Origin of the sequence: Pseudomonas sp. RIT-PI-r (genome assembly GCF_001297015.1) — a bacterium.
GTDB lineage: Bacteria > Pseudomonadota > Gammaproteobacteria > Pseudomonadales > Pseudomonadaceae > Aquipseudomonas.
In genome coordinates, this window is the sequence record NZ_LIGE01000021.1 from 1 (window position 1) to 18,013 (window position 18,013).

At 58.9% G+C, this 18,013-nt stretch carries 18 protein-coding genes and 2 pseudogenes; 13 read left to right on the forward strand and 7 right to left on the reverse strand.

The genetic code is table 11. From position 1 onward, the window contains the following. The first annotated feature begins 80 nt into the window (after window positions 1-80). The 4 genes and pseudogenes from AK821_RS08010 to AK821_RS31380 form a co-directional block, all read left to right on the forward strand. Window positions 81-608: a sigma-70 family RNA polymerase sigma factor gene (locus tag AK821_RS08010; protein ID WP_064389175.1), complete on the forward strand. Its 528-nt coding sequence runs from the start codon at window positions 81-83 to the stop codon at window positions 606-608. Next, window positions 605-1,618, forward strand: a complete 1,014-nt coding sequence (locus AK821_RS08015; protein ID WP_064389176.1) for an ABC transporter substrate-binding protein — start codon at window positions 605-607, stop codon at window positions 1,616-1,618. Before AK821_RS08010 ends, AK821_RS08015 begins: the two co-directional genes overlap by 4 nt. Before the next feature lie 566 nt (window positions 1,619-2,184). After that, a pseudogene (locus AK821_RS31375) lies at window positions 2,185-2,961 on the forward strand (PAS domain-containing protein); the annotation flags it as partial. Window positions 2,962-3,075: 114 nt separating this feature from the next. After that, window positions 3,076-3,504 (forward strand): annotated as a pseudogene (locus tag AK821_RS31380) (methyl-accepting chemotaxis protein); the annotation flags it as partial. A 129-nt stretch (window positions 3,505-3,633) separates the two neighbouring features. Here the strand turns inward: AK821_RS31380 and AK821_RS08025 are convergent. The 3 genes from AK821_RS08025 to AK821_RS08035 all read right to left on the reverse strand — a co-directional run bounded on the left by AK821_RS08025 (window position 3,634) and on the right by AK821_RS08035 (window position 6,333). Then, window positions 3,634-4,188 (reverse strand): hypothetical protein, encoded by a 555-nt coding sequence (locus tag AK821_RS08025; protein ID WP_064389178.1) that lies wholly within the window; start codon window positions 4,186-4,188, stop codon window positions 3,634-3,636. Between the two features lie 154 nt (window positions 4,189-4,342). Beyond that, entirely contained in the window at window positions 4,343-5,767 is a 1,425-nt protein-coding gene (locus AK821_RS08030) for an MFS transporter (protein WP_064389179.1), read from the reverse strand. Between the two features lie 125 nt (window positions 5,768-5,892). Next, window positions 5,893-6,333: a PACE efflux transporter gene (locus AK821_RS08035; protein ID WP_064389180.1), complete on the reverse strand. Its 441-nt coding sequence runs from the start codon at window positions 6,331-6,333 to the stop codon at window positions 5,893-5,895. A 122-nt stretch (window positions 6,334-6,455) separates the two neighbouring features. Between AK821_RS08035 and AK821_RS08040 the strand changes: the two genes are divergently transcribed. Further along, entirely contained in the window at window positions 6,456-7,328 is an 873-nt protein-coding gene (locus tag AK821_RS08040; RefSeq protein ID WP_064389181.1) for a LysR family transcriptional regulator, read from the forward strand. Between the two features lie 249 nt (window positions 7,329-7,577). Here AK821_RS08040 and AK821_RS08045 read toward each other — a convergent pair whose 3' ends face one another. Beyond that, on the reverse strand, window positions 7,578-8,609 hold the full coding sequence (locus AK821_RS08045; RefSeq protein ID WP_064389191.1) for a LacI family DNA-binding transcriptional regulator: 1,032 nt from the start codon (window positions 8,607-8,609) through the stop codon (window positions 7,578-7,580). A 215-nt stretch (window positions 8,610-8,824) separates the two neighbouring features. Here AK821_RS08045 and AK821_RS08050 point away from each other — a divergent pair, with 215 nt between their 5' ends. Both AK821_RS08050 and AK821_RS08055 read left to right on the forward strand, forming a co-directional pair. Beyond that, window positions 8,825-9,358, forward strand: coding sequence for a gluconokinase (locus tag AK821_RS08050; protein ID WP_064389182.1), 534 nt, complete (start codon window positions 8,825-8,827; stop codon window positions 9,356-9,358). A gap of 82 nt (window positions 9,359-9,440) precedes the next feature. Continuing rightward, window positions 9,441-10,796 carry a GntP family permease gene (locus AK821_RS08055; protein WP_064389183.1) on the forward strand — a complete coding sequence of 452 codons (1,356 nt, stop codon included), beginning with the start codon at window positions 9,441-9,443 and terminating at the stop codon, window positions 10,794-10,796. A gap of 181 nt (window positions 10,797-10,977) precedes the next feature. On the opposite strand, the gene alaC is transcribed toward AK821_RS08055, so the two are convergent. Further along, window positions 10,978-12,186 (reverse strand): alanine transaminase, encoded by a 1,209-nt coding sequence (gene alaC, locus AK821_RS08060; protein WP_008082017.1) that lies wholly within the window; start codon window positions 12,184-12,186, stop codon window positions 10,978-10,980. A gap of 139 nt (window positions 12,187-12,325) precedes the next feature. Here alaC and AK821_RS08065 point away from each other — a divergent pair, with 139 nt between their 5' ends. The 3 genes from AK821_RS08065 (at window position 12,326) to AK821_RS08075 (ending at window position 14,159) form a co-directional block, all read left to right on the forward strand. After that, window positions 12,326-12,988: a LysE family translocator gene (locus AK821_RS08065; protein WP_064389184.1), complete on the forward strand. Its 663-nt coding sequence runs from the start codon at window positions 12,326-12,328 to the stop codon at window positions 12,986-12,988. 67 nt (window positions 12,989-13,055) lie between these two features. Continuing rightward, the gene (locus tag AK821_RS08070; RefSeq protein WP_064389185.1) at window positions 13,056-13,550 is read left to right on the forward strand and encodes a GyrI-like domain-containing protein; all 495 of its coding nucleotides are present in this window, start codon (window positions 13,056-13,058) and stop codon (window positions 13,548-13,550) included. Between the two features lie 120 nt (window positions 13,551-13,670). Next, complete coding sequence (locus AK821_RS08075; RefSeq protein ID WP_064389186.1) at window positions 13,671-14,159, forward strand: GNAT family N-acetyltransferase; 489 nt, start codon at window positions 13,671-13,673, stop codon at window positions 14,157-14,159. Window positions 14,160-14,297: 138 nt separating this feature from the next. Here the strand turns inward: AK821_RS08075 and AK821_RS08080 are convergent, their stop codons facing one another. Together AK821_RS08080 and AK821_RS08085 are read right to left on the reverse strand one after the other, a co-directional pair. Next, window positions 14,298-14,903, reverse strand: coding sequence for a pyridoxamine 5'-phosphate oxidase family protein (locus tag AK821_RS08080; protein WP_064389187.1), 606 nt, complete (start codon window positions 14,901-14,903; stop codon window positions 14,298-14,300). Window positions 14,904-14,921: 18 nt separating this feature from the next. After that, on the reverse strand, window positions 14,922-15,407 hold the full coding sequence (locus tag AK821_RS08085) for a GNAT family N-acetyltransferase (protein ID WP_064389188.1): 486 nt from the start codon (window positions 15,405-15,407) through the stop codon (window positions 14,922-14,924). 140 nt (window positions 15,408-15,547) lie between these two features. Between AK821_RS08085 and AK821_RS08090 the strand changes: the two genes are divergently transcribed. The 3 genes from AK821_RS08090 to AK821_RS08100 are packed head-to-tail and all read left to right on the forward strand — an operon-like array spanning window position 15,548 to window position 17,592. Next, the gene (locus AK821_RS08090; protein WP_064389189.1) at window positions 15,548-15,973 is read left to right on the forward strand and encodes a YybH family protein; all 426 of its coding nucleotides are present in this window, start codon (window positions 15,548-15,550) and stop codon (window positions 15,971-15,973) included. Window positions 15,974-16,013: 40 nt separating this feature from the next. Next, entirely contained in the window at window positions 16,014-16,358 is a 345-nt protein-coding gene (locus AK821_RS08095; RefSeq protein ID WP_034153360.1) for a YciI family protein, read from the forward strand. Further along, window positions 16,351-17,592, forward strand: a complete 1,242-nt coding sequence (locus tag AK821_RS08100; RefSeq protein ID WP_064389190.1) for an RNA polymerase sigma factor — start codon at window positions 16,351-16,353, stop codon at window positions 17,590-17,592. The genes AK821_RS08095 and AK821_RS08100 overlap by 8 nt, the downstream gene beginning before the upstream one ends. The last annotated feature ends 421 nt before the right edge of the window (window positions 17,593-18,013 follow it).

An 18,013-nucleotide genomic window follows, 5' to 3' on the forward strand; every position in this document is an offset into this window, starting at 1 on the left:
TTATTAAAGAATAAGGCGCCTTGCTACGATCGCGCCACCGGAACACCGGACATTCAGCGACCCCTAACCCAGGAGCCCCTATGTCCGGCGCCGACCTTTCCCATCATCACACCGTGGACGGCCTGTTTCGCGCCCACTATCGCTGGCTCTGTAGTTATCTGCGTCGTCATCTGCATGACGCCGCCAGTATTGAAGACATCGCCGCAGAAACCTTCGTGCAGTTACTCGAAGCACCGTCGCTAAGGGCCATTCGCGAACCTCGCGCCCTGCTGACGACCATCGCCCAACGCTTGCTTTATCAGTGCTGGCGGCGCGGTGATCTGGAGCGTCGCCATCGCCAGCAAATCGACGTTGATTACGCCGCCTCGCCTGAAGACCGCGTTCACCTTTCGCAGACCCTCAACCGCCTCGATCACAGCTTGCAGCGCTTGCCCGGCAAGGTTCGCACAGCGTTTCTGCTCGCGCGCATCGACGGCCTGACCTACCCGCAAATCGCCGCCGAACTGGGCATCTCCCAGCGTTCGGTCAGCGTCTACATGAACCGTTCCCAAGCACTGTGCGAGCGCCACAGCGCCAATCCATTCCTGACAGACAAGAGGTACGCATGAGAGCGATCAAAACCCTGCTCGGCACATCGCTGCTGGCACTGAGCCTGAGTGTTGGCGCTGTCTCGGCGACGGAGAAAACCGCGCCGATCCACTTCGGCGACATCACTTGGGAGAGCGGCAGTTTCATCACCGAAGTGCTGCGCCTGATCGTTGAAAAAGGCTACGGCTACCCGACCGACACGTTGCCCGGCAGCACGGTCAGCCTTGAGGCCGCATTGGCGAAAAATGATATCCAGGTGATCGGCGAAGAGTGGGCCGGGCGCAGTCCGGCGTGGGTCAAGGCGGCCGCCGAGGGCAAGGTATTTGGCTTGGGCGATACGGTAAAAGGCGCGACTGAAGGCTGGTGGGTGCCGGAGTATGTGATCAAGGGCGACCCCGAGCGGGGCATCAAAGCGTTGGCGCCGGAGTTGAAGTCGGTGGCCGATCTGCCGCGCTACAAAGACGTGTTCCGCGACCCGGAAGATCCGACTCGCGGGCGTTTCCTCAACAGCCCGACCGGTTGGACTTCGGAGATCGTCAACAGTCAGAAGCTCAAGGCCTATGCGCTGAACGACAGTTTCGTCAACTTCCGCACCGGTTCCGGCGCGGCGCTGGATGCCGAGGTGGCCTCGTCGATCAAACGCGGCAAACCGGTGCTGTTCTACTACTGGTCACCGACGCCGCTGCTCGGCCGGTTCAAACTGGTCAAACTGGAGGAGCCGCCGTTCGATGCCGATGCCTGGAAGACCCTGGCCGATGCTAACAACCCGAACCCCAAGGGCACGCGGTCGATGCCGGCGAGCCTGGCGATTGGTGTCTCGGCACCGTTCAAGGCGCAGTATCCTGAGTTGGTGGCGTTCTTCGAGAAAGTCGATTTGCCGATTGATCTGTTGAACCAGACTTTGGCGGGGATGAGTGAAAAACGTTTGCAGCCGAGGGTGGTGGCGCAGGCGTTCTTGCGTGATCAGCCGCAGGTCTGGAAGCCTTGGGTGCCTGCTGAGGTGGCGACCAAAGTGACTGGAAGTCTGTAAGTCGTTTCTGTTGTTTTTGTAGTGCTTCTTATGGCGCCTTCGCGAGCAGGCTCGCTCCCACATTTGAATGCGTTTCTCCTGTGGGAGCGAGCTTGCTCGCGAAAACGTCCGCCCCGGCAACAATTCTCCCCGCGCTGAACCGATTCTTGTGCAAAAAGTGCCAGATACTGGCCGACTAGTGGCCTTGCGCAGGGCTTTGCACTGGCTATGCTTCTCATAACTAACTATGTCGACCGTCATGTCAAAACATGGCTCAAACACATCGTTGGTCCGTGAATTCATGCTGCCAGAGTGCGCAACCCGAGGCACCGACACTGAACCAACAAGGAGCGTCGCTTACATGGAAGTTCTTCAACGCGTTAGGGCTGGCCCGCGTGCGGGCTATCAAGAGAAGGATGTCTTGATTAGAGCGTCGCTGCATGGACTCTCCGATTGATCATCATTTATCACCTGACAACTTCCTCCCGTGGAGGAATGCGTGTGCCTGTTCTGTGGAACGTAGTGGTGGATCGTGAAAGAACTGAACTTTCATCAAATCAAAAGTCCGCGCGGAAGGTGATACAACCATGTTCAACCTACATCACAAGGCTGACCTGCAGCAGATCGAGCGATTCAGCTGCGCCTTGACCGAGGCCAACGCCAAGCTGGAAGCGATCAGCCGTTCGATGGCAATGATCGAGTTCACCCCTGAGGGCATCGTCCTGGATGCCAACGAAAATTTCTGCAAGACCATGGGCTACAGCGCCGAAGAAGTACGTGGCAAACATCACCGGATCTTTTGTGAAGAAGCGTTTTACCGCAGCGAGGATTACGCCCGGTTATGGCGCGATCTGGCCCGGGGCGAGCCGATCAGCGGCACGTTCCTGCGCTTGAACAAGAGCGGCAGGGAGATCTGGCTCGAAGCCAGTTACATGCCGGTGTATGGCGCCGACAAGCAGGTCAAAAGTGTGATCAAGGTGGCGGCGGACATCACCGCCCGGGTCAACAAGGAACACGAAGAAGAAAGCATGCTGGCCGCGATCAGCCGTTCCATGGCGGTGATCGAGTTCACTCCCGAAGGCAATGTCATCAGTGCCAACGACAACTTTCTACGCACCATGCAGTACTCGCTGAACGAAATCGTCGGGCATCATCACAGCCTGTTCTGCCATCGCGCTGAATCCGAATCAGCGCAATACAAGGCATTCTGGGCCTCGCTCAATCGCGGCGAATATCACTCCCATCGTTTCGAACGCAAGAACAAGTCCGGGCAGATGGTTTATCTCGAAGCCTCGTACAACCCGCTGTTCGACGCCAAGGGCCGCTTGTACAAAGTGGTCAAGTTCGCCAGCGACATCACCCATCAGATGACTACCTTGCAGAATGCAGCCGAATCCGCGCACAGCACTTCGGTGCAAAACGACGCCTGTGCGCAAAAAGGCTCGCAAGTCGTGCAACAAACCGTGCAGATCATTCAGGACATTTCCCGCGACTTAAACGAAGCCGCCGTCAGTATCGATGCGGTGAGTAAACAATCGGACATCATCGGCACCATCGTGCAGACCATTCGCGGCATTGCCGACCAGACCAACTTGCTGGCACTGAATGCGGCGATTGAAGCGGCGCGGGCCGGCGAACATGGGCGTGGTTTTGCGGTGGTCGCGGATGAGGTGCGCAGCCTGGCGGCGCGGACCAGTCAGGCGACACTTGAGATCGTCGATGTAGTGCGCAAGAACCATGATTTGTCGTTGAGTGCGGTGTCGAGCATGCAGTCAAGTTTGAGCCGTACCGGGCTTGGCGTGGAACTGGCGAACGAGGCGGGGGCGGTGATTCAGGAAATTCAGCAGGGATCGCGGCATGTGGTGGATGCGATCAGTCAGTTCAATGAAACCCTGCAACTGAACTGAAAGCGCAGCCAAACCTGTAGGAGTGAGCCTGCTCGCGATAGCGGTATATCAGTGACATCTTCGGTGACTGACTAGCCGCAATCGCGAGCAGGCTCACTCCTACAAGGGATTTTTCATTTAGACCCGAGATCAGAGTGCGGCAAGAAACTTGTCCGCCTGCTTGTCGCTGTCCTTCACATCGTTGTCTTTTTCCGCCTGCGCCAACTTCATCTTGTCCTGCAAACGCTCGGCGATCTCTTTGCCGATGGCCAGTTGTTTCTCCGGCGGCATGGCTTTGATGTCGTCTTCGGTGATGCCCATGCTCTGGAGGATGCTGTCGCGCAGGCGCTGTTCCGGCGACTTGCTCATGTAGTCCTTGAACTCGTCGGTGGCCGAAGTGCCGGTGGTCTTGGTGGCATCGGAGGTATCGGTAGATTGCAGGCCGACACGCGTCTTGGCGAAAGCCTCGTCGACGTTGTCGCTGATGCGCGTCGCTTCGCTGACTTGCTGCGTGGCGATCTGGGTGGCCGACGCCTGCACGGTGGAGGCGGTCTGCGCGGATTGCAGTTGGGTCTGATTCTGCAGGGTTTGCAGCATGGCGCCGTGCAGGCCGCTCTGCAGACCGGCGGCCGCGGTGGCCGTTGCGTCGTCATTGACCTGTTTGGGCAGGTGGATGATTAAAGGTTGTTTGGCATTGACCAACATGATGACTGAACCTGTGGGTAATTGCTGACAGCGGTTATGGAGCAATTACCGTGCCTCGCGGATAAGTCCTTATATTTCAATTGCTTGTTGTCTTTGCTCAGAGTTGGAGCGGTCATCTCTTGCCGTTGCGCGGCAGGCGATGACCGCTGCGTCGTCAGCGATGGGCAATGTTCTCCAGCGCCAGATTACGCGTGCGCGGGCCGAACCAGCCGATGGTCAGCATCACGATGAGCATGCTGCTGGCAATGAACGCCAACACGCCCGGCGTGCCGAAGCTGTCGAGGAAAAAGCCAATCAACAGACTGCTGAATACCGTCGACAAGCGACTGAACGAATAGCAGAAACCTACCGCGCGGGCGCGAATATTGGTCGGGAACAGTTCGCTCTGGTACGAGTGATAGCTGAAGCTCAGCCAGGCGTTGCAGAAGGTGATCATCACCCCGCAGAAGATCAGCCCGAACGCGCTGGTCTGCAGGGCGAACAAGGTACCGAAGGTCATCGCGCCGAGGGCCGAACCGACGATCTGCCATTTGTTCTCGAAGCGGTTGGCGAACTTCACGAACAGCAGCGGCCCAAGCGGGTAGGCGAGGGTGATGATGAAGGCGTACATCAAACTGTGGGTGACGCTGACGCCCTGGCCGGACAGCAACGCCGGCAACCAGTTACCGAAACCGAAGAAACCGATGGCCTGGAAGATGTGGAAGACGATCAGCATCAATGCGCGACGGCGATAGGGTGGCTGCCAGATGTCGGCGAAGCGGCCCTTGCCTTCGACGTCGACCGAAACGGCTTCAGGAGCATCCAGCGCTTTACCGTGATCCTTCGCGCATCGCGCTTCGATGCCATCGAGAATCCGGTTGGCCTCGTCGAACCGACCATGCTGCGCCAACCAGCGCGGCGACTCCGGCAGACGTTTGCGCAGCCACCAGATAAACAACGCAAACACCGCGCTGGCCAACACCACCCAACGCCAGCCGGACACGCCGAACGGCGCTTGCGGCACTAGCCACCACGACATCAACGCCACCGCCGGCACTGAGAGAAACTGCACGAAAAACGCGAAGGCGAACGCCGAACTGCGCATGCGTTTGGGCACCAGTTCCGAGAGGTAAGCGTCGATGGTCACCAGTTCGATACCCAAGCCGATGCCGACCAGAAAGCGCATGCAGATGATGCCCAGCGCGGAACTCTGAATACCCATCAACACGGTGGCGACCGTGTACCAGATCAGTGCGAAGGTGAAGATCGCGCGGCGGCCGAAACGGTCTGCCAACGGGCTGAGCAGACTGGCGCCGAGGAACAGCCCTAGAAAAGTCGCCGAGGCAAACGCCGCTTGATCGGAGAAGCCGAACACGCCCTGAACGCCGGTAGCAAAGATGCCGTCGCGGATCAGGCCTGGGCTGATGTAGGCGGTCTGAAACAAGTCGTAAAGTTCGAAGAAGCCGCCAATCGACAGCAGCGCCACCAGGCGCCATATCGTTGAGACCGCAGGGAGACGGTCGATGCGGGCGGACACCTGAGCGGCGCGTATCGGGTCGATGCCGTCGCTTTGCGCGGCGGCGGGGGCGTGAGCAGTCATGGGCTGATCCATTTTTTATTGATGGAAAAGCTTAGCCTGCTATCGGAGTTGACGGATTGTGAATATCGGCGGTTTAACCGGTTAAACCGCTGATTTCTAGCAATATCTGCTTACGAATTAACGATTTATGCCGCAGCCGCCGAATTCGGTAGCGCCGAGGCTGGCAGCCCGAAAATCCGGTCAAACAGCCAGTTGAAGGCAAAGGTGTAGCACGGGATGAAGATGATCAGCGCCAGATCCAGCAGAAACGCCTGTACCAGACTGATGTTCATCCACCAGGCAATCAACGGAATCAGAAACACGATTAACGTCAGTTGAAAACCGATGGCGTGAGCGATGCGGCGTTTCACCGTGCGAGTGCGTGACACTTGACGGCTTTCCCAGCGCTCGAACAGCGAGGTGTAAATGAAGTTCCAGGTCACGGCGATGGTGGTGATGATCACCGCCAATGGCCCGGTGCTGCCTGGCGAGGTGCCGGATAACAGTGCCAGGCCCAGAGCCGAGAAGGTCATGCCGATCACTTCGTAGAGCGACACGTAGACCAGTTTGCGTTTGACGCCTTGCATGGGGAATTGCCTCTTTCTTGCCGTTTGTTGGCCAGCGGGACTGGCGAAGGCGACGAAAGATAGCTTCAATAGGGGTGACAGAAAAAGTCAGCTACTTTCAGTTTTATTGATAGGTATGTGAAGTGAATTTCAACAGCGACAGCATCGAATTGTTTCTTGCGGTGATTGAGCGCGGCTCGTTTTCGGCGGCTGCGCGAGCCTTGGGCAAAGTCGCCTCGGCCGTAAGCATGGGTATCGGCAATCTTGAGGCTGAGCTCGGTTATCTGCTGTTCGACCGCAGCCATCGTGAGCCACAACCGACGGCAATGGCGCTGACGCTTGTACCCCATGCGCGGTTGATCGCCGAGCAGCTCAAACAACTGCAAGTGCACGCGGTGGAGCTGTCGCTGGGGCTGGAAAGCAAGCTGTCGATCGGCGTGGTCGCGGACATCGACCGCCGTCGTTTGCTGGCGGCGATCAAGGTGATCGCCGCGCGGCATCCGCTGCTCGATATCGAAGTGCTGACCGCACCGCAGGATGACGTGCTGGCGATGCTGCACAGTGGTCGGGTCAGTGTGTGCCTGGCGTTCGCCGGGTTGAGCATGAATGTGCTTGAGCGTTTTCAGTTCGTCGGCAGCGAACGCATGATTGCCACGCTGGCGGCGGACAGTCCGCTGTTGCAGGGGCAGGACGTGTTCCTTGAAGACCTGGTGCAGGTGCGGCAGATCATCGTCGCCAGCCGTGATCTGCCGATCAGTGAGACGCGACCGTTGGTGGCGCAATCATATTGGCGCACCAACAGCCTGGAGACGGCGATGGAAATGGTCGAGGCGGGATTGGGCTGGGGCAACTTTCCGTTGTCGGTGGTGCAACCGCGACTGGACAGCGGCCAGCTGCAACGCCTGAATTTTCGCAACATCGAAAACGGTCTGGTAATGCCGGTGCATGCGGTGTGGCTCAAGAGCCAACCGCTACAGAAAGGCGCCTTGGCCCTCGTTGACTTGCTCAGCCACTGAGCCCAACACAAGCCCCTGTAGGAGTGAGCCTGCTCGCGATAGCGGTGAGTCATTCAACACATGCATCGCCTGACACACCGCTATCGCGAGCAGGCTCACTCCCACAGGGATCGTGTTTCAACTCGGCATTTGTGAGCACCCCATAAAACTGTAGGAGCTGCCGAAGGCTGCGATCTTTTGATCTTGTTTTTAAGAGCAAAATCAAAAGATCGCAGCCTTCGGCAGCTCCTACAGGGGATTGCGACAGCATCAGCTGCTTTCGCGGATCTTCAGTTCAAAGCCCATGTCTTCAACCGGCCGCGCCACGCTGTTACCGGCCATCAGCGTCAGCATCTGCTCTGCCGCCCGCCGGCCAATCGCTTCACGCGGGGTGTTGATGCTGCTCAGGCGCGGCACCATGTGCTCGGACATCGGCAAGTCGTTGAAGCCGAGAATCGCCACTTGCTCGGGAATCTTGATGCTGTGGCGCAACGCTTCCAGCAATGCACCCTGCGCCAGGTCATCGTTGCCAAAGAAGATCGCATCGACATCCGGATGCGCCGCAAGCAACTGCAAAAACAATTCCCCACCCAATCCTACCGACGAAGCACGCGGCGTCAGCACTTCCAGGTCCGGGTCGTAACGCCCGGCTTTCTGCAACGCTTTGCGAAAGCCTTCACCGCGCAGCAGCGTACGCTGATCAAGTTGCGCGCCGATATACGCCAGACGTTTGCGCCCACGGGACAGCAAGTGCTCAGCCGCGGTCTCTCCGGCACTCAGTTGCGAGAAGCCCACGCAGTTCACGCCAGCGGCGCTGTCCAGCTCCATCATGTACACGCAGGGAATGTTGCTGGCTTCGATCATGCGCCGCGAACTTTCCGTGCGATCAAACCCGGTCAACAGGAAACCGCGCGGCTGATAGGCCATGTAGTTGCGCAGCAGGTTTTCTTCTTCATCGCGCGAATAGTGGAAGTTGCCGATCAGCACTTCGAAGCCCTTGGGCGTGAGCACCCGATGAATGGCTTCCAGCGTATCAATGAACAACAGGTTGGACAGCGACGGCACCAGCACGACGACAGAATGGCTCTGCGCCGAGGCCAACGCGCGGGCGGCAGGGTTCACGACATAGTTGAGTTCGAGGGCGGCTTTCTGGACTTTTTCCACCAGTTCGGTAGCCACGGTGCTGACCCCGCGCAAGGCGCGGGAGGCGGTAATCGGACTGACACCGGCCAGGCGGGCAACTTCATTCAGGGTGGGACGGCCGGTGGTGCGGGTATTTTTATCGTTTTTAGGGGTGGTCATCGACGGCTTGCCAAACAAAAATCAAGGCACTAAGGTAGCGCTGTCCTGATGCAGCTGTAAATGCGTAAGCGAGGTCCTGCCTGATCTTCGCTTTTTGGCGTTGGGAACAAACCTGCTGCAACCCAAAAAAACGACAAGAAGGCGTCGGCAACTTCTGCCTGTGCACTAGAGTCATAGCTAGCAAAGGTAGCGCTGTCTGCGCGCTGAGGTGTTATATGAGTCATCCCATCACCGCCCTGGTCATCATGGGCGTTGCCGGTTGCGGCAAGACGTGCGTCAGCGAGGCCCTGTGCCAATTGAGCGGCGCCACTGCCATTGAAGGCGATACTTTTCATCCGGCCGCGAACATCGAAAAGATGAGCGCGGGGATCCCCCTGAACGACGACGACCGTGCCGGCTGGCTCGACAGCCTGTGCGATGAACTGCGTCGCGTCGATGCAACGGGCAAACGCCCGGTGCTGACCTGCTCGGCCCTTAAACACAGTTATCGCGAAGTGTTGCGCAGCGCCTTGCCGGGCCTGGGCTTCGTGTTTCTCGAATTGACCCCTGAAGTCGCCGCTGAGCGTGTGTCCCATCGTCCGGGCCACTTCATGCCGGCCACGTTGATCGAAAGCCAGTTCGCCACCCTCGAATCGCCGAAGGGCGAGCCGTTGACCCTGGCGCTGAACGCTTCGATCCACAGCGTTGACGAACTGGCGTCCCAGGCTCACGTCTGGTGGCAGGCCCACGGTCTGAAACAGGCGGTATGAGTGTGTTGAAAGAGATAGCGCTGTCCACCCGACTTCTGTTTAACCCGCTTTAATAACAACAACAATCCAGGAGACACCCCCAATGTTTGGCATGTCCCACGACGCGTTTCTGCTGCTCGATGCAGTGGTCACGGTGATCGGACTGATTGTCCTGATCACTAAGTTCAAGCTGCACCCGTTTATTTCCCTGACCATTGCCGCCGCGTTCCTCGGCCTCACCTCCGGCATGCCGATCGGCACCATCATCAAAGCGTTCCAGGACGGCTTCGGTGGCGTGCTTGGTTTCGTCGGCATCATCCTCGCGCTGGGCACCATGCTCGGCAAAATGATGGCCGAGTCGGGCGGAGCGGATCAGATCGCCCAGACCCTGATCCGAGCGTTCGGCAAGGACAAAGTCCAGTGGGCGATGATGTTCGCTGCATTCCTGGTGGGCATTCCGCTGTTCTTCGAGATCGGTTTTGTTCTGCTGATTCCGCTGGTGTTCATCGTTGCGCGCCGCACCGGCGTGTCGATCATCAAGATCGGTATCCCGTTGCTCGCCGGCCTGTCCGCCGTGCACGGTCTGGTGCCACCGCACCCGGGCCCGCTGCTGGCCATCGGCGTGTTCGGCGCTGACATCGGCAAGACCATTCTCTACGGTCTGATCGTTGCGCTGCCGACCGCGATCATTGCCGGTCCGATCTTCGGTACGTTCATCGCCAAGCACATTCCTGGCCACCCGAACCAGGAGCTGGTCGATCAACTGGCCCGTGAGAACGACGACTCGGCCAAGCTGCCGAGCTTCGGCATCACCCTGGTCACCGTGCTGCTGCCGGTGTTCCTGATGTTGCTGAAAACCTTCGCTGACGTGGCGCTGCCCGACGGTCACTTCTTCCGCACCTGGATGGACATGATCGGTCACCCGATCTCTGCACTGCTGCTGGCGTTGCTGCTGTCGCTGTACACCTTCGGTCACAAGCAGGGCATCGGTTCCCAGCAAATGCTCAAGTGGCTCGACGCGAGCCTGGCGCCAACCGCGGCGATCATCCTGATCATCGGTGCCGGCGGTGGCTTCAAGCAGATGCTGGTCACCAGCGGTGTGGGCGACGTGATCGGCCACATGGCAGTGAGCGCACAGATCTCGCCGATCCTGCTGGCGTGGCTGGTGGCGGCGGTGATTCGTATCGCGACCGGTTCGGCGACTGTGGCAACCATTACTGGCGCGGGCATTGTGGTGCCGGTGGTGGGGATGATTCCGGGCGTTAACCGAGAGCTGCTGGTACTCGCAACGGGCGCCGGTTCGCTGATTCTGTCGCACGTGAACGACGCCGGTTTCTGGTTGGTGAAGCAATACTTCAACATGACCGTGGCCGAGACGTTCAAGACCTGGACGGCGATGGAAACCATCCTCTCGGTGGTTGCATTGGGCTTTATCCTGCTGCTGTCGCTGTTCGTGTAAACAGCTTCTTGCAGACACAAAAAAACCGCAGCGATGCGGTTTTTTTGTGGGTGAAATTGGGTGATCGTTCCCACGCTCTGCGTGGGAATGCCTCAATGGACGCTCTGCGTCCGCTTTGGGACGCGGAGCGTCCCGGGCTGCATTCCCACGCGGAGCGTGGGAATGATCAGAGGTGGGTCAGTTATTTGGTAACTAATCCATCCGCCCGGAACATCCCGCGAATCCCGCGTACAGCCTGACGAATACGGTCCTGGTTTTCGATCAGCGCAAAGCGCACGTGATCATCGCCATACTCACCAAACCCCACCCCTGGCGAAACACAGACCTTGGCCTCGGCCAGCAGCTTTTTGGCGAATTCCAGCGAACCCAGATGCGCGTACTGCTCGGGAATCTTCGCCCAGACGTACATGGACGCTTTCGGGTTCTCGACCATCCAGCCCAGTTCATGCAGGCCTTTGACCAGCACGTTGCGACGCTGACGATACTGCTCGGCGATATCGCGCACGCATTGCTGATCGCCTTCCAGCGCGGCAATTGCCGCCACTTGCAGCGGGGTGAAGGTGCCGTAGTCGTGGTAGCTCTTGATTCGCGCCAGCGCGTTGACCAGTTCCGGATTACCGACCATGAAACCGATACGCCAGCCGGCCATGTTGTAGCTTTTGGACAGGGTGAAAAACTCCACCGCGATGTCTTTGGCCCCCGGCACTTGCATGATCGACGGCGCTTTCCAGCCGTCATAGACGATGTCGGCGTAAGCCAGATCGTGAATCACCAGCACGTCGTACTGCTTGGCGAGGGCGATCACCCGCTCGAAGAAATCCAGTTCCACACACTGTGCAGTCGGGTTCGACGGGAAGCCGAGGATCATCATTTTCGGTTTCGGGATCGAACCGCGAATGGCCCGTTCCAGTTCATCGAAGAAATCCACTCCCGGCACCAGCGGTACCGAACGCACCTGGGCACCGGCAATCACCGCACCGTAGATGTGAATCGGATAGCTCGGGTTCGGCACCAGTACGGTGTCGCCCTGGTCCAGGGTGGCCAGCATCAAATGCGCTAGGCCTTCCTTGGAACCGATGGTGACGATGGCTTCGCTTTCCGGGTCGATATCGACCTCGTAACGCTGCTTGTACCAGTTGGAAATCGCCCGGCGCAGGCGCGGAATGCCCTTGGATGTGGAGTAACCGTGGGTGTCGTCGCGTTGGGCGACTTGTACAAGTTTTTCGACAATGTGCGGCGGCGTGGCGCCGTCGGGGTTGCCCATGCTCAAGTCGATGATGTCTTCACCACGACGACGCGCGGCCATCTTCAGCTCGGCGGTGATGTTGAAAACATAAGGGGGGAGTCGATCTATGCGCGCAAAGCGGCGCGGAGAACCTTGTTCAGCCATTGTTGCCTCGGATAACGTAAGCGCCCGGAACCGTCCGAGCGACGCTGGTCACTGCGGTGACCTGTGGCGGAAGATAAGGTCAGTGATGGCATACTGTCCAGCCCGTTTGTAAACAATTTTGTCCCAAGGAAATCGGTAGATGGAATTCACCAGCGGCTTCTTGCTGAGCCTTTCGCTGTGCCTGGATATCGGCGTGGCCAACATCGCGATGATCACATTGGCGATGCAGCGCGGTTACTTTCAGGGCTTCGCGCTGGGCCTCGGCACCTGTGTCGGCGACCTGATTTATGCGGTGCTGGCGCTGGCCGGGATGACGGTTCTGCTGCAATACGAAACTGTGCGTTGGGTGCTGTGGATCGGCGGCTCGGTGCTGCTGATCTACTTTGCGGCGAAGATGATTTACTCGGCGATCCATCACGAAGCGCTGCTGGCCGAGACGGCAGAAGTGGGGCAGAACTCCCATCGCAAAGAGTTCTTCCGGGGCATTTTTCTCGCCATGTCATCGCCGAGCGCGATTCTCTGGTTTGCCGCTGTTGGCGGTACGTTGATCGCCCGGTCCGGCGGTGGCGGCCCGCTGAGTTCGGCGTTGTTCCTCGGCGGTTTCCTTTGCGCGGGACTGCTGTGGTCGGCGGGTTTGTGCTTTGCCGCGAGCCACGGTGGCAAACTGCTGGGCGACAAGCTGTTGCGCTATTCTTACCTGGCATCTGCAGCGATCTTCTGCTATTTCGCGGTGTACGTGATCGTATCCGGCTATAACGAGTTTGTCGGTTCGGGCGCCGTCGAGCAGTTGCATTCGCTGTAAGCGTGCGAATTGGGTTTGGCTTTCTATACTCCCAGCCGAACCCCTTTTTTGTTCCAGGAGTCGAGTCATGGATGAGCAAACACGCGTCGAAGTGGCTGAACCTCGCTTCGAACATGGACACTTCCTGCTGATTGCAGGCTTTCGCGGTCGATTTACCCAAGACACAGCAAAAGACATCCCGGCGCTGTGGGAAAAGTTCTTGCCGCACCTGGGAAAGATCCAGGGGCAAAAGAACGAAGTGACCTACGGTGTCTGCAGCAACTTCGATGGCACGGGCGGCTTCGATTACATCGCCGGGGTCGAAATCAGCAAGCTCGATGACCTCGACCAGAAGGTCTACCAATGGGTCGAAGTGCTGCCTCGGCAGTACGCGGTGTTTGAACATTCAGGGCCGCTCGACCAGTTGCCGCAGACCCTGCAATACATCTACAAAACCTGGTTGCCGTCCTCCCACTACGTGGAACTCAACGCCCCTGAACTGGAGCGTTACAGCGCGGACTTCAATCCGAAGCTGCACACCGGCAAACTGGAAATCTGCGTGCCGGTCGATAGCAAGGTCTGAGCACACAGCCCAAAAGGCGGATCACTGATCCGCCTTTTTGTTTGCGCGATGAGCGCATCGATATGGCTCCCTGATTCCTTTATCCTTTCGGCACTTTCTTCTGCTGATTTCCGAGCCGCCATGAACACCGTCATACGCAACGTCACCGCTGCCGATCTGGACCGCTGCTACGCCATCGAAACCGTTGCCTACGAAGGTGACGAAGCCGCCACTCGCGAGAAGATCGCCACGCGAATCGCCACTTGGCCGGAAGGTTTTATCGTCGCTGAGGTGGATGGCGTGGTCGCCGGTTTCGTCAATTCCGGTGCGGCGTTTGACGTGCAGATGTCGGACGAGGCGTTCAAAGAGTTGATCGGCCATGACCCGAAAGGCCCGAACGTGGTGATCATGTCGGTGGTGGTGCACCCGGATTATCAGGGGCAGGGTTTGGCCAAGCGCTTGATGGGCGAGTTCATCGAGCGTATGCGCGGGATGGATAAAGCGACGATTCACCTGATGTGCAAGGAAAAGCATATTCCGCTGTATGCCGGGTTTGGCTTTGCCTACATCAAGCCATCGGAGTCGGATCACGGCGGCATGGCGTGGCACGAGATGATCCTGACCCTCTGACTTTATGGATGATTACTGATCATTCCCACGCTCCGCGTGGGAATGCCTCCTGTGACGCTCTGCGTCACGACTTTGGGACGCAGAGCGTCCCCGGCTGCATTCCCACGCAGAGCGTGGGAACGATCATTTACGGGAGTATCAGTAGAGGGTGTCACTGACCCGTTTCGGCGCTTCACGGTCGTAGGTATCAGCATCGAACTCGCCATCATTCAGACGCTTGTGGAAGGCGCCGGCAGAGGGCAGGGCCGAGCGCGGCAGGTGCGTTTGCGGATTCCACGCATCCGAACGGACGAACGCTTTCGAGCAATGAAAAAACGCCGCCTCCACCGTCACCAGCAACACTGTTTTCGCCGGTTTGCCATTCACCGCAAAACTCTCCAGCAGCGCCGGCTCTGCGCTGATCAGCGCGGTGCCATTGACCCGCAACGTCTCGCCAATCCCCGGAATGATGAACAGCAGTGACACCCGCGAATCCTGCAGCACGTTGCGCAGGGTATCGATGCGGTTGTTGCCCGGGCGATCCGGCAGGGCCAGGGTGTTTTGATCAATGATCCGCACAAACCCCGGCGCATCCCCGCGCGGCGAGTTATCCAGGCCATCGGCACCCACCGAGCTGACGATCACCAGCGGCGACAACCGCACCATTGCCTGATAATCCTCGTTGAGAAAACCGATCTGCTTGCGCACCGCGCGGTCGTGGGGCAGTCCGTAAATCGCTTCCAGCGCTTCGATTGAATCGATCATCGTGCATCCCTCGATGACTTAGAAAACCAGGCCCATGCGCCGTTCGTAACCGATCCGGCCCTTGTACGCTTCACCGCTGTCGACGTAGCCGTGCTTGGCGTACAGCGCGATGGCCGCGTCGTTATCCGCATCTACCGACAATTCCAGCCCCTTGATCTCCGGCCAGGCCTGACGCGCAACCTCGGGCAGCGCTTGCAGACAAGCCTTGCCGTAACCCTTGCCCTGCGCGCGGCGATCGACCTGCAACGCATGCAAGGTGGCGCTGTGTTCATCGGCCCAGGCTGGCAACACCGGCGGGCGTTTGAGCAGCAAAAACGCCACCGGCACGTCATCCGCCAACAGCGCAAAGCCCTTCACGCCCGGGCCGGGTTTCGACAGTAGGGTGTGCAAAGCGCCGTGGATATCGCCAGAGAATTTGATCTGCTCGGCATGGATTTCAATTGCCTCGACTTGCTGACGCTGCAAGGCGTTCAGGCTGTCGTACGGCACGAGTTGGGCTGACACGGGAATTTCCTTCTTCCTACAAGGTAAGTCGCCGATTCTAGCGATTTTGTCCTTCGCGGATTTTTTTTGTTTCATCTGTCGATCTGCCCATTTGCCGAACGACTAAGGGTGTCTTCACAACAAAAACCACGGAGAACACCATGAGTGCACAATCTGAAATCCAGACCCTGATCAACACCTACCGCGAAGCCGTCATGACCAAGGACGTGGAGAAAGTCATGGCGTTGTATGCCGATGACATCGTCTCGTTCGATGCGATCAAGGCCCTGCAATTCAAGGGTAAAGCGGCTTACCGCGAGCACTGGGTGGCGTGCATGGAAATGTGCCCCGGACCGCACGTCTTCGAATTCGAGGAAATCGTCATCGAAAGCGCCGACAACATCGCCTTCGCCCACTGGGTTGCCAACTGCGGCGGCACCAACGACAAGGGCGAAACCCAGAGCTGCTGGATGCGCGTCACCGCCTGCTATCGGCAAGTCGGCGGGGCGTGGAAAATCGCCCATGAACACTGGTCGGCGCCGTTCGATCCGATGAGCGGCGCGACCCTGTTCGATGTGACTCCCTGATCTTCAGCCATAGTTGAACCGTCCGATTCAGGAGAACGCCATGAAGTATTTATGCCTGGTCTACAGCGATGAGCACCTGCTGCATTCATCGCCCGACAGCCCGGAAGACGCCGAGTGCTGGGCCTACGCCGAGTCGATTCAGGGCAGCGGGCGGATGGTCGCCGCCGAGGCGCTGGAGTCGGTGCAGACCGCCACGACCGTCAGGATGCGCAACGGCAAACTGTCGATCACCGACGGCCCGTTTGCCGAAACCAAGGAGCAACTGGCCGGCTTCTACCTGATCGACGCCAAGGATCTCAACGAAGCGATTCAGGTCGCCGGCAACATTCCGGCGGCGCGGGTCGGCAGCGTTGAAGTGCGCCCGGTGCGGCAGTTGAATGTCTGAGGTCCGGTCGCGGGTCGAGCAGGTCTATCGCGAAGACTCGCGGCGGATTCTGGCGACGCTGATTCGTCTGCTCGGTGATTTCGACCTCGCCGAAGAAGCCTTGCACGAGGCGTTCTTCGTCGCGGTCGAGCGTTGGCAACGCGACGGCGTGCCGGACAATCCGCGCACCTGGCTGGTCTCGACCGGACGCTTCAAGGCGATTGATGTGTTGCGCCGCCGCGCGCGGTTCAAGGCCTCGCAGCCGATGTTGCTGGCGCAACTGGAAGAACTGGAACAGGCCGACTGGAGTGGCGAAGACGTGGAAGACGATCGTCTGCGGCTGATCTTCACCTGCTGCCACCCGGCACTGGCGGCGGATGCGCAAGTGCCGCTGACCTTGCGTGAAGTCTGCGACCTGACCACCGAGGAAATCGCCCGCGCGTTTCTTTCGGCACCGGCGGCGATTGCTCAACGCATCGTGCGGGCGAAAGCCAAGATCCGTGATGCGAAAATCCCTTATCAAGTACCGAGCCTGAGCGAATTGCCCGAGCGCCTCGACAGTGTGTTGCGGGTGATTTATCTGGTGTTCAACGAGGGGTATTCGGCGTCGGGCGGGGCTGAGTTGATCCGGGAGGATTTGACTCGCGAGGCGATCAGGCTGGGGCGACTGTTGATGGAGTTGCTGCCGGAGCCTGAGGTCATGGGGCTGTTGGCGATGATGCTGTTGCACGAATCGCGACGCTCGGCGCGCACTTCGCCGGGTGGTGAACTGGTGCTGCTGGATGATCAGGATCGCTCATTGTGGAATAGCGAATTGATCGCCGAAGGTTGTGCGCTGGTCGAGCGCGCGCTGACCACGCGGCGGTTCGGGCCTTATTGCCTGCAAGCGGCGATTGCCGCAGTGCATGCCGAGGCGCCGACGGCGGGGGAGACGGATTGGGAGCAGATCGTCGGCTTGTATGACGTACTGTTGCGGGCAGTGCCTTCGCCGGTAATCGAGTTGAACCGGGCGGTGGCGGTGGCCAAGCGCGACGGCGCGCTGGCGGGGTTGAATCTGATTGAAGGGATTTTGGCGCGGGGGGAGTTGCAGGATTATCACTTGGCGCATTCGGCGCGGGCGGAGTTTTGTCGGCAGTTGGGCAGGGTGGAAGAGGCGAGGGCGGCGTATTTGCGGGCGTTGGAGCTGACCCGGCAGGAGCCGGAACGGCGGTTTATTGAAGGGCGGCTTTCGGCGCTGGAATTGCCCTCACCCTAGCCCTCTCCCAGTGGGAGAGGGGACCGATTGGGGGATATTGGAGAGTTTCACCGAGTTGAACGATCGGCTTTGAATCCATAATCGAGGTGTATACCGTAGCTATACATCCATAATCGACTCGGTCTTTCAGGTCGATGTATGACGCAAGACAATGCGGTCGGCCCCCTCTCCCTCCGGGAGAGGGCTGGGGTGAGGGGCTTTTGAGCTCATATCCAATGAATCCACAATCGACTCGGTCTTTCAGGTCGATGTCTGACGCAAGACACCTCGGTCGGCTCCCTCTCCCTCTGGGAGTGTATGTACCGGACACATGGTGGACGGGTGTTCGGAGACATGGTGGACACATTTTAATAGACACATTGCTCATCACCAAGGAGATGACCTGTGTCCTGGGAAGAGGTGTCCACCGTGCAGCTTCGTT

Excerpts from the sequence above, each read along its gene's own strand:
- AK821_RS08080 (WP_064389187.1), bottom strand. The coding sequence starts at position 14,903 with ATGATCGATTCAATCGAAGCGCTGGAAGCGATTTACGGACTGCCCCAC.
- AK821_RS08030 (WP_064389179.1), bottom strand. The coding sequence starts at position 5,767 with ATGACTGCTCACGCCCCCGCCGCCGCGCAAAGCGACGGCATCGACCCG.
- alaC (WP_008082017.1), bottom strand. The coding sequence starts at position 12,186 with ATGGCTGAACAAGGTTCTCCGCGCCGCTTTGCGCGCATAGATCGACTC.
- AK821_RS08035 (WP_064389180.1), bottom strand. The coding sequence starts at position 6,333 with ATGCAAGGCGTCAAACGCAAACTGGTCTACGTGTCGCTCTACGAAGTG.
- AK821_RS08050 (WP_064389182.1), top strand. The coding sequence starts at position 8,825 with ATGAGTCATCCCATCACCGCCCTGGTCATCATGGGCGTTGCCGGTTGC.
- AK821_RS08015 (WP_064389176.1), top strand. The coding sequence starts at position 605 with ATGAGAGCGATCAAAACCCTGCTCGGCACATCGCTGCTGGCACTGAGC.
- AK821_RS08045 (WP_064389191.1), bottom strand. The coding sequence starts at position 8,609 with ATGACCACCCCTAAAAACGATAAAAATACCCGCACCACCGGCCGTCCC.
- AK821_RS08065 (WP_064389184.1), top strand. The coding sequence starts at position 12,326 with ATGGAATTCACCAGCGGCTTCTTGCTGAGCCTTTCGCTGTGCCTGGAT.
- AK821_RS08055 (WP_064389183.1), top strand. The coding sequence starts at position 9,441 with ATGTTTGGCATGTCCCACGACGCGTTTCTGCTGCTCGATGCAGTGGTC.
- AK821_RS08095 (WP_034153360.1), top strand. The coding sequence starts at position 16,014 with ATGAAGTATTTATGCCTGGTCTACAGCGATGAGCACCTGCTGCATTCA.
- AK821_RS08070 (WP_064389185.1), top strand. The coding sequence starts at position 13,056 with ATGGATGAGCAAACACGCGTCGAAGTGGCTGAACCTCGCTTCGAACAT.
- AK821_RS08090 (WP_064389189.1), top strand. The coding sequence starts at position 15,548 with ATGAGTGCACAATCTGAAATCCAGACCCTGATCAACACCTACCGCGAA.
- AK821_RS08075 (WP_064389186.1), top strand. The coding sequence starts at position 13,671 with ATGAACACCGTCATACGCAACGTCACCGCTGCCGATCTGGACCGCTGC.
- AK821_RS08100 (WP_064389190.1), top strand. The coding sequence starts at position 16,351 with ATGTCTGAGGTCCGGTCGCGGGTCGAGCAGGTCTATCGCGAAGACTCG.
- AK821_RS08010 (WP_064389175.1), top strand. The coding sequence starts at position 81 with ATGTCCGGCGCCGACCTTTCCCATCATCACACCGTGGACGGCCTGTTT.
- AK821_RS08025 (WP_064389178.1), bottom strand. The coding sequence starts at position 4,188 with ATGTTGGTCAATGCCAAACAACCTTTAATCATCCACCTGCCCAAACAG.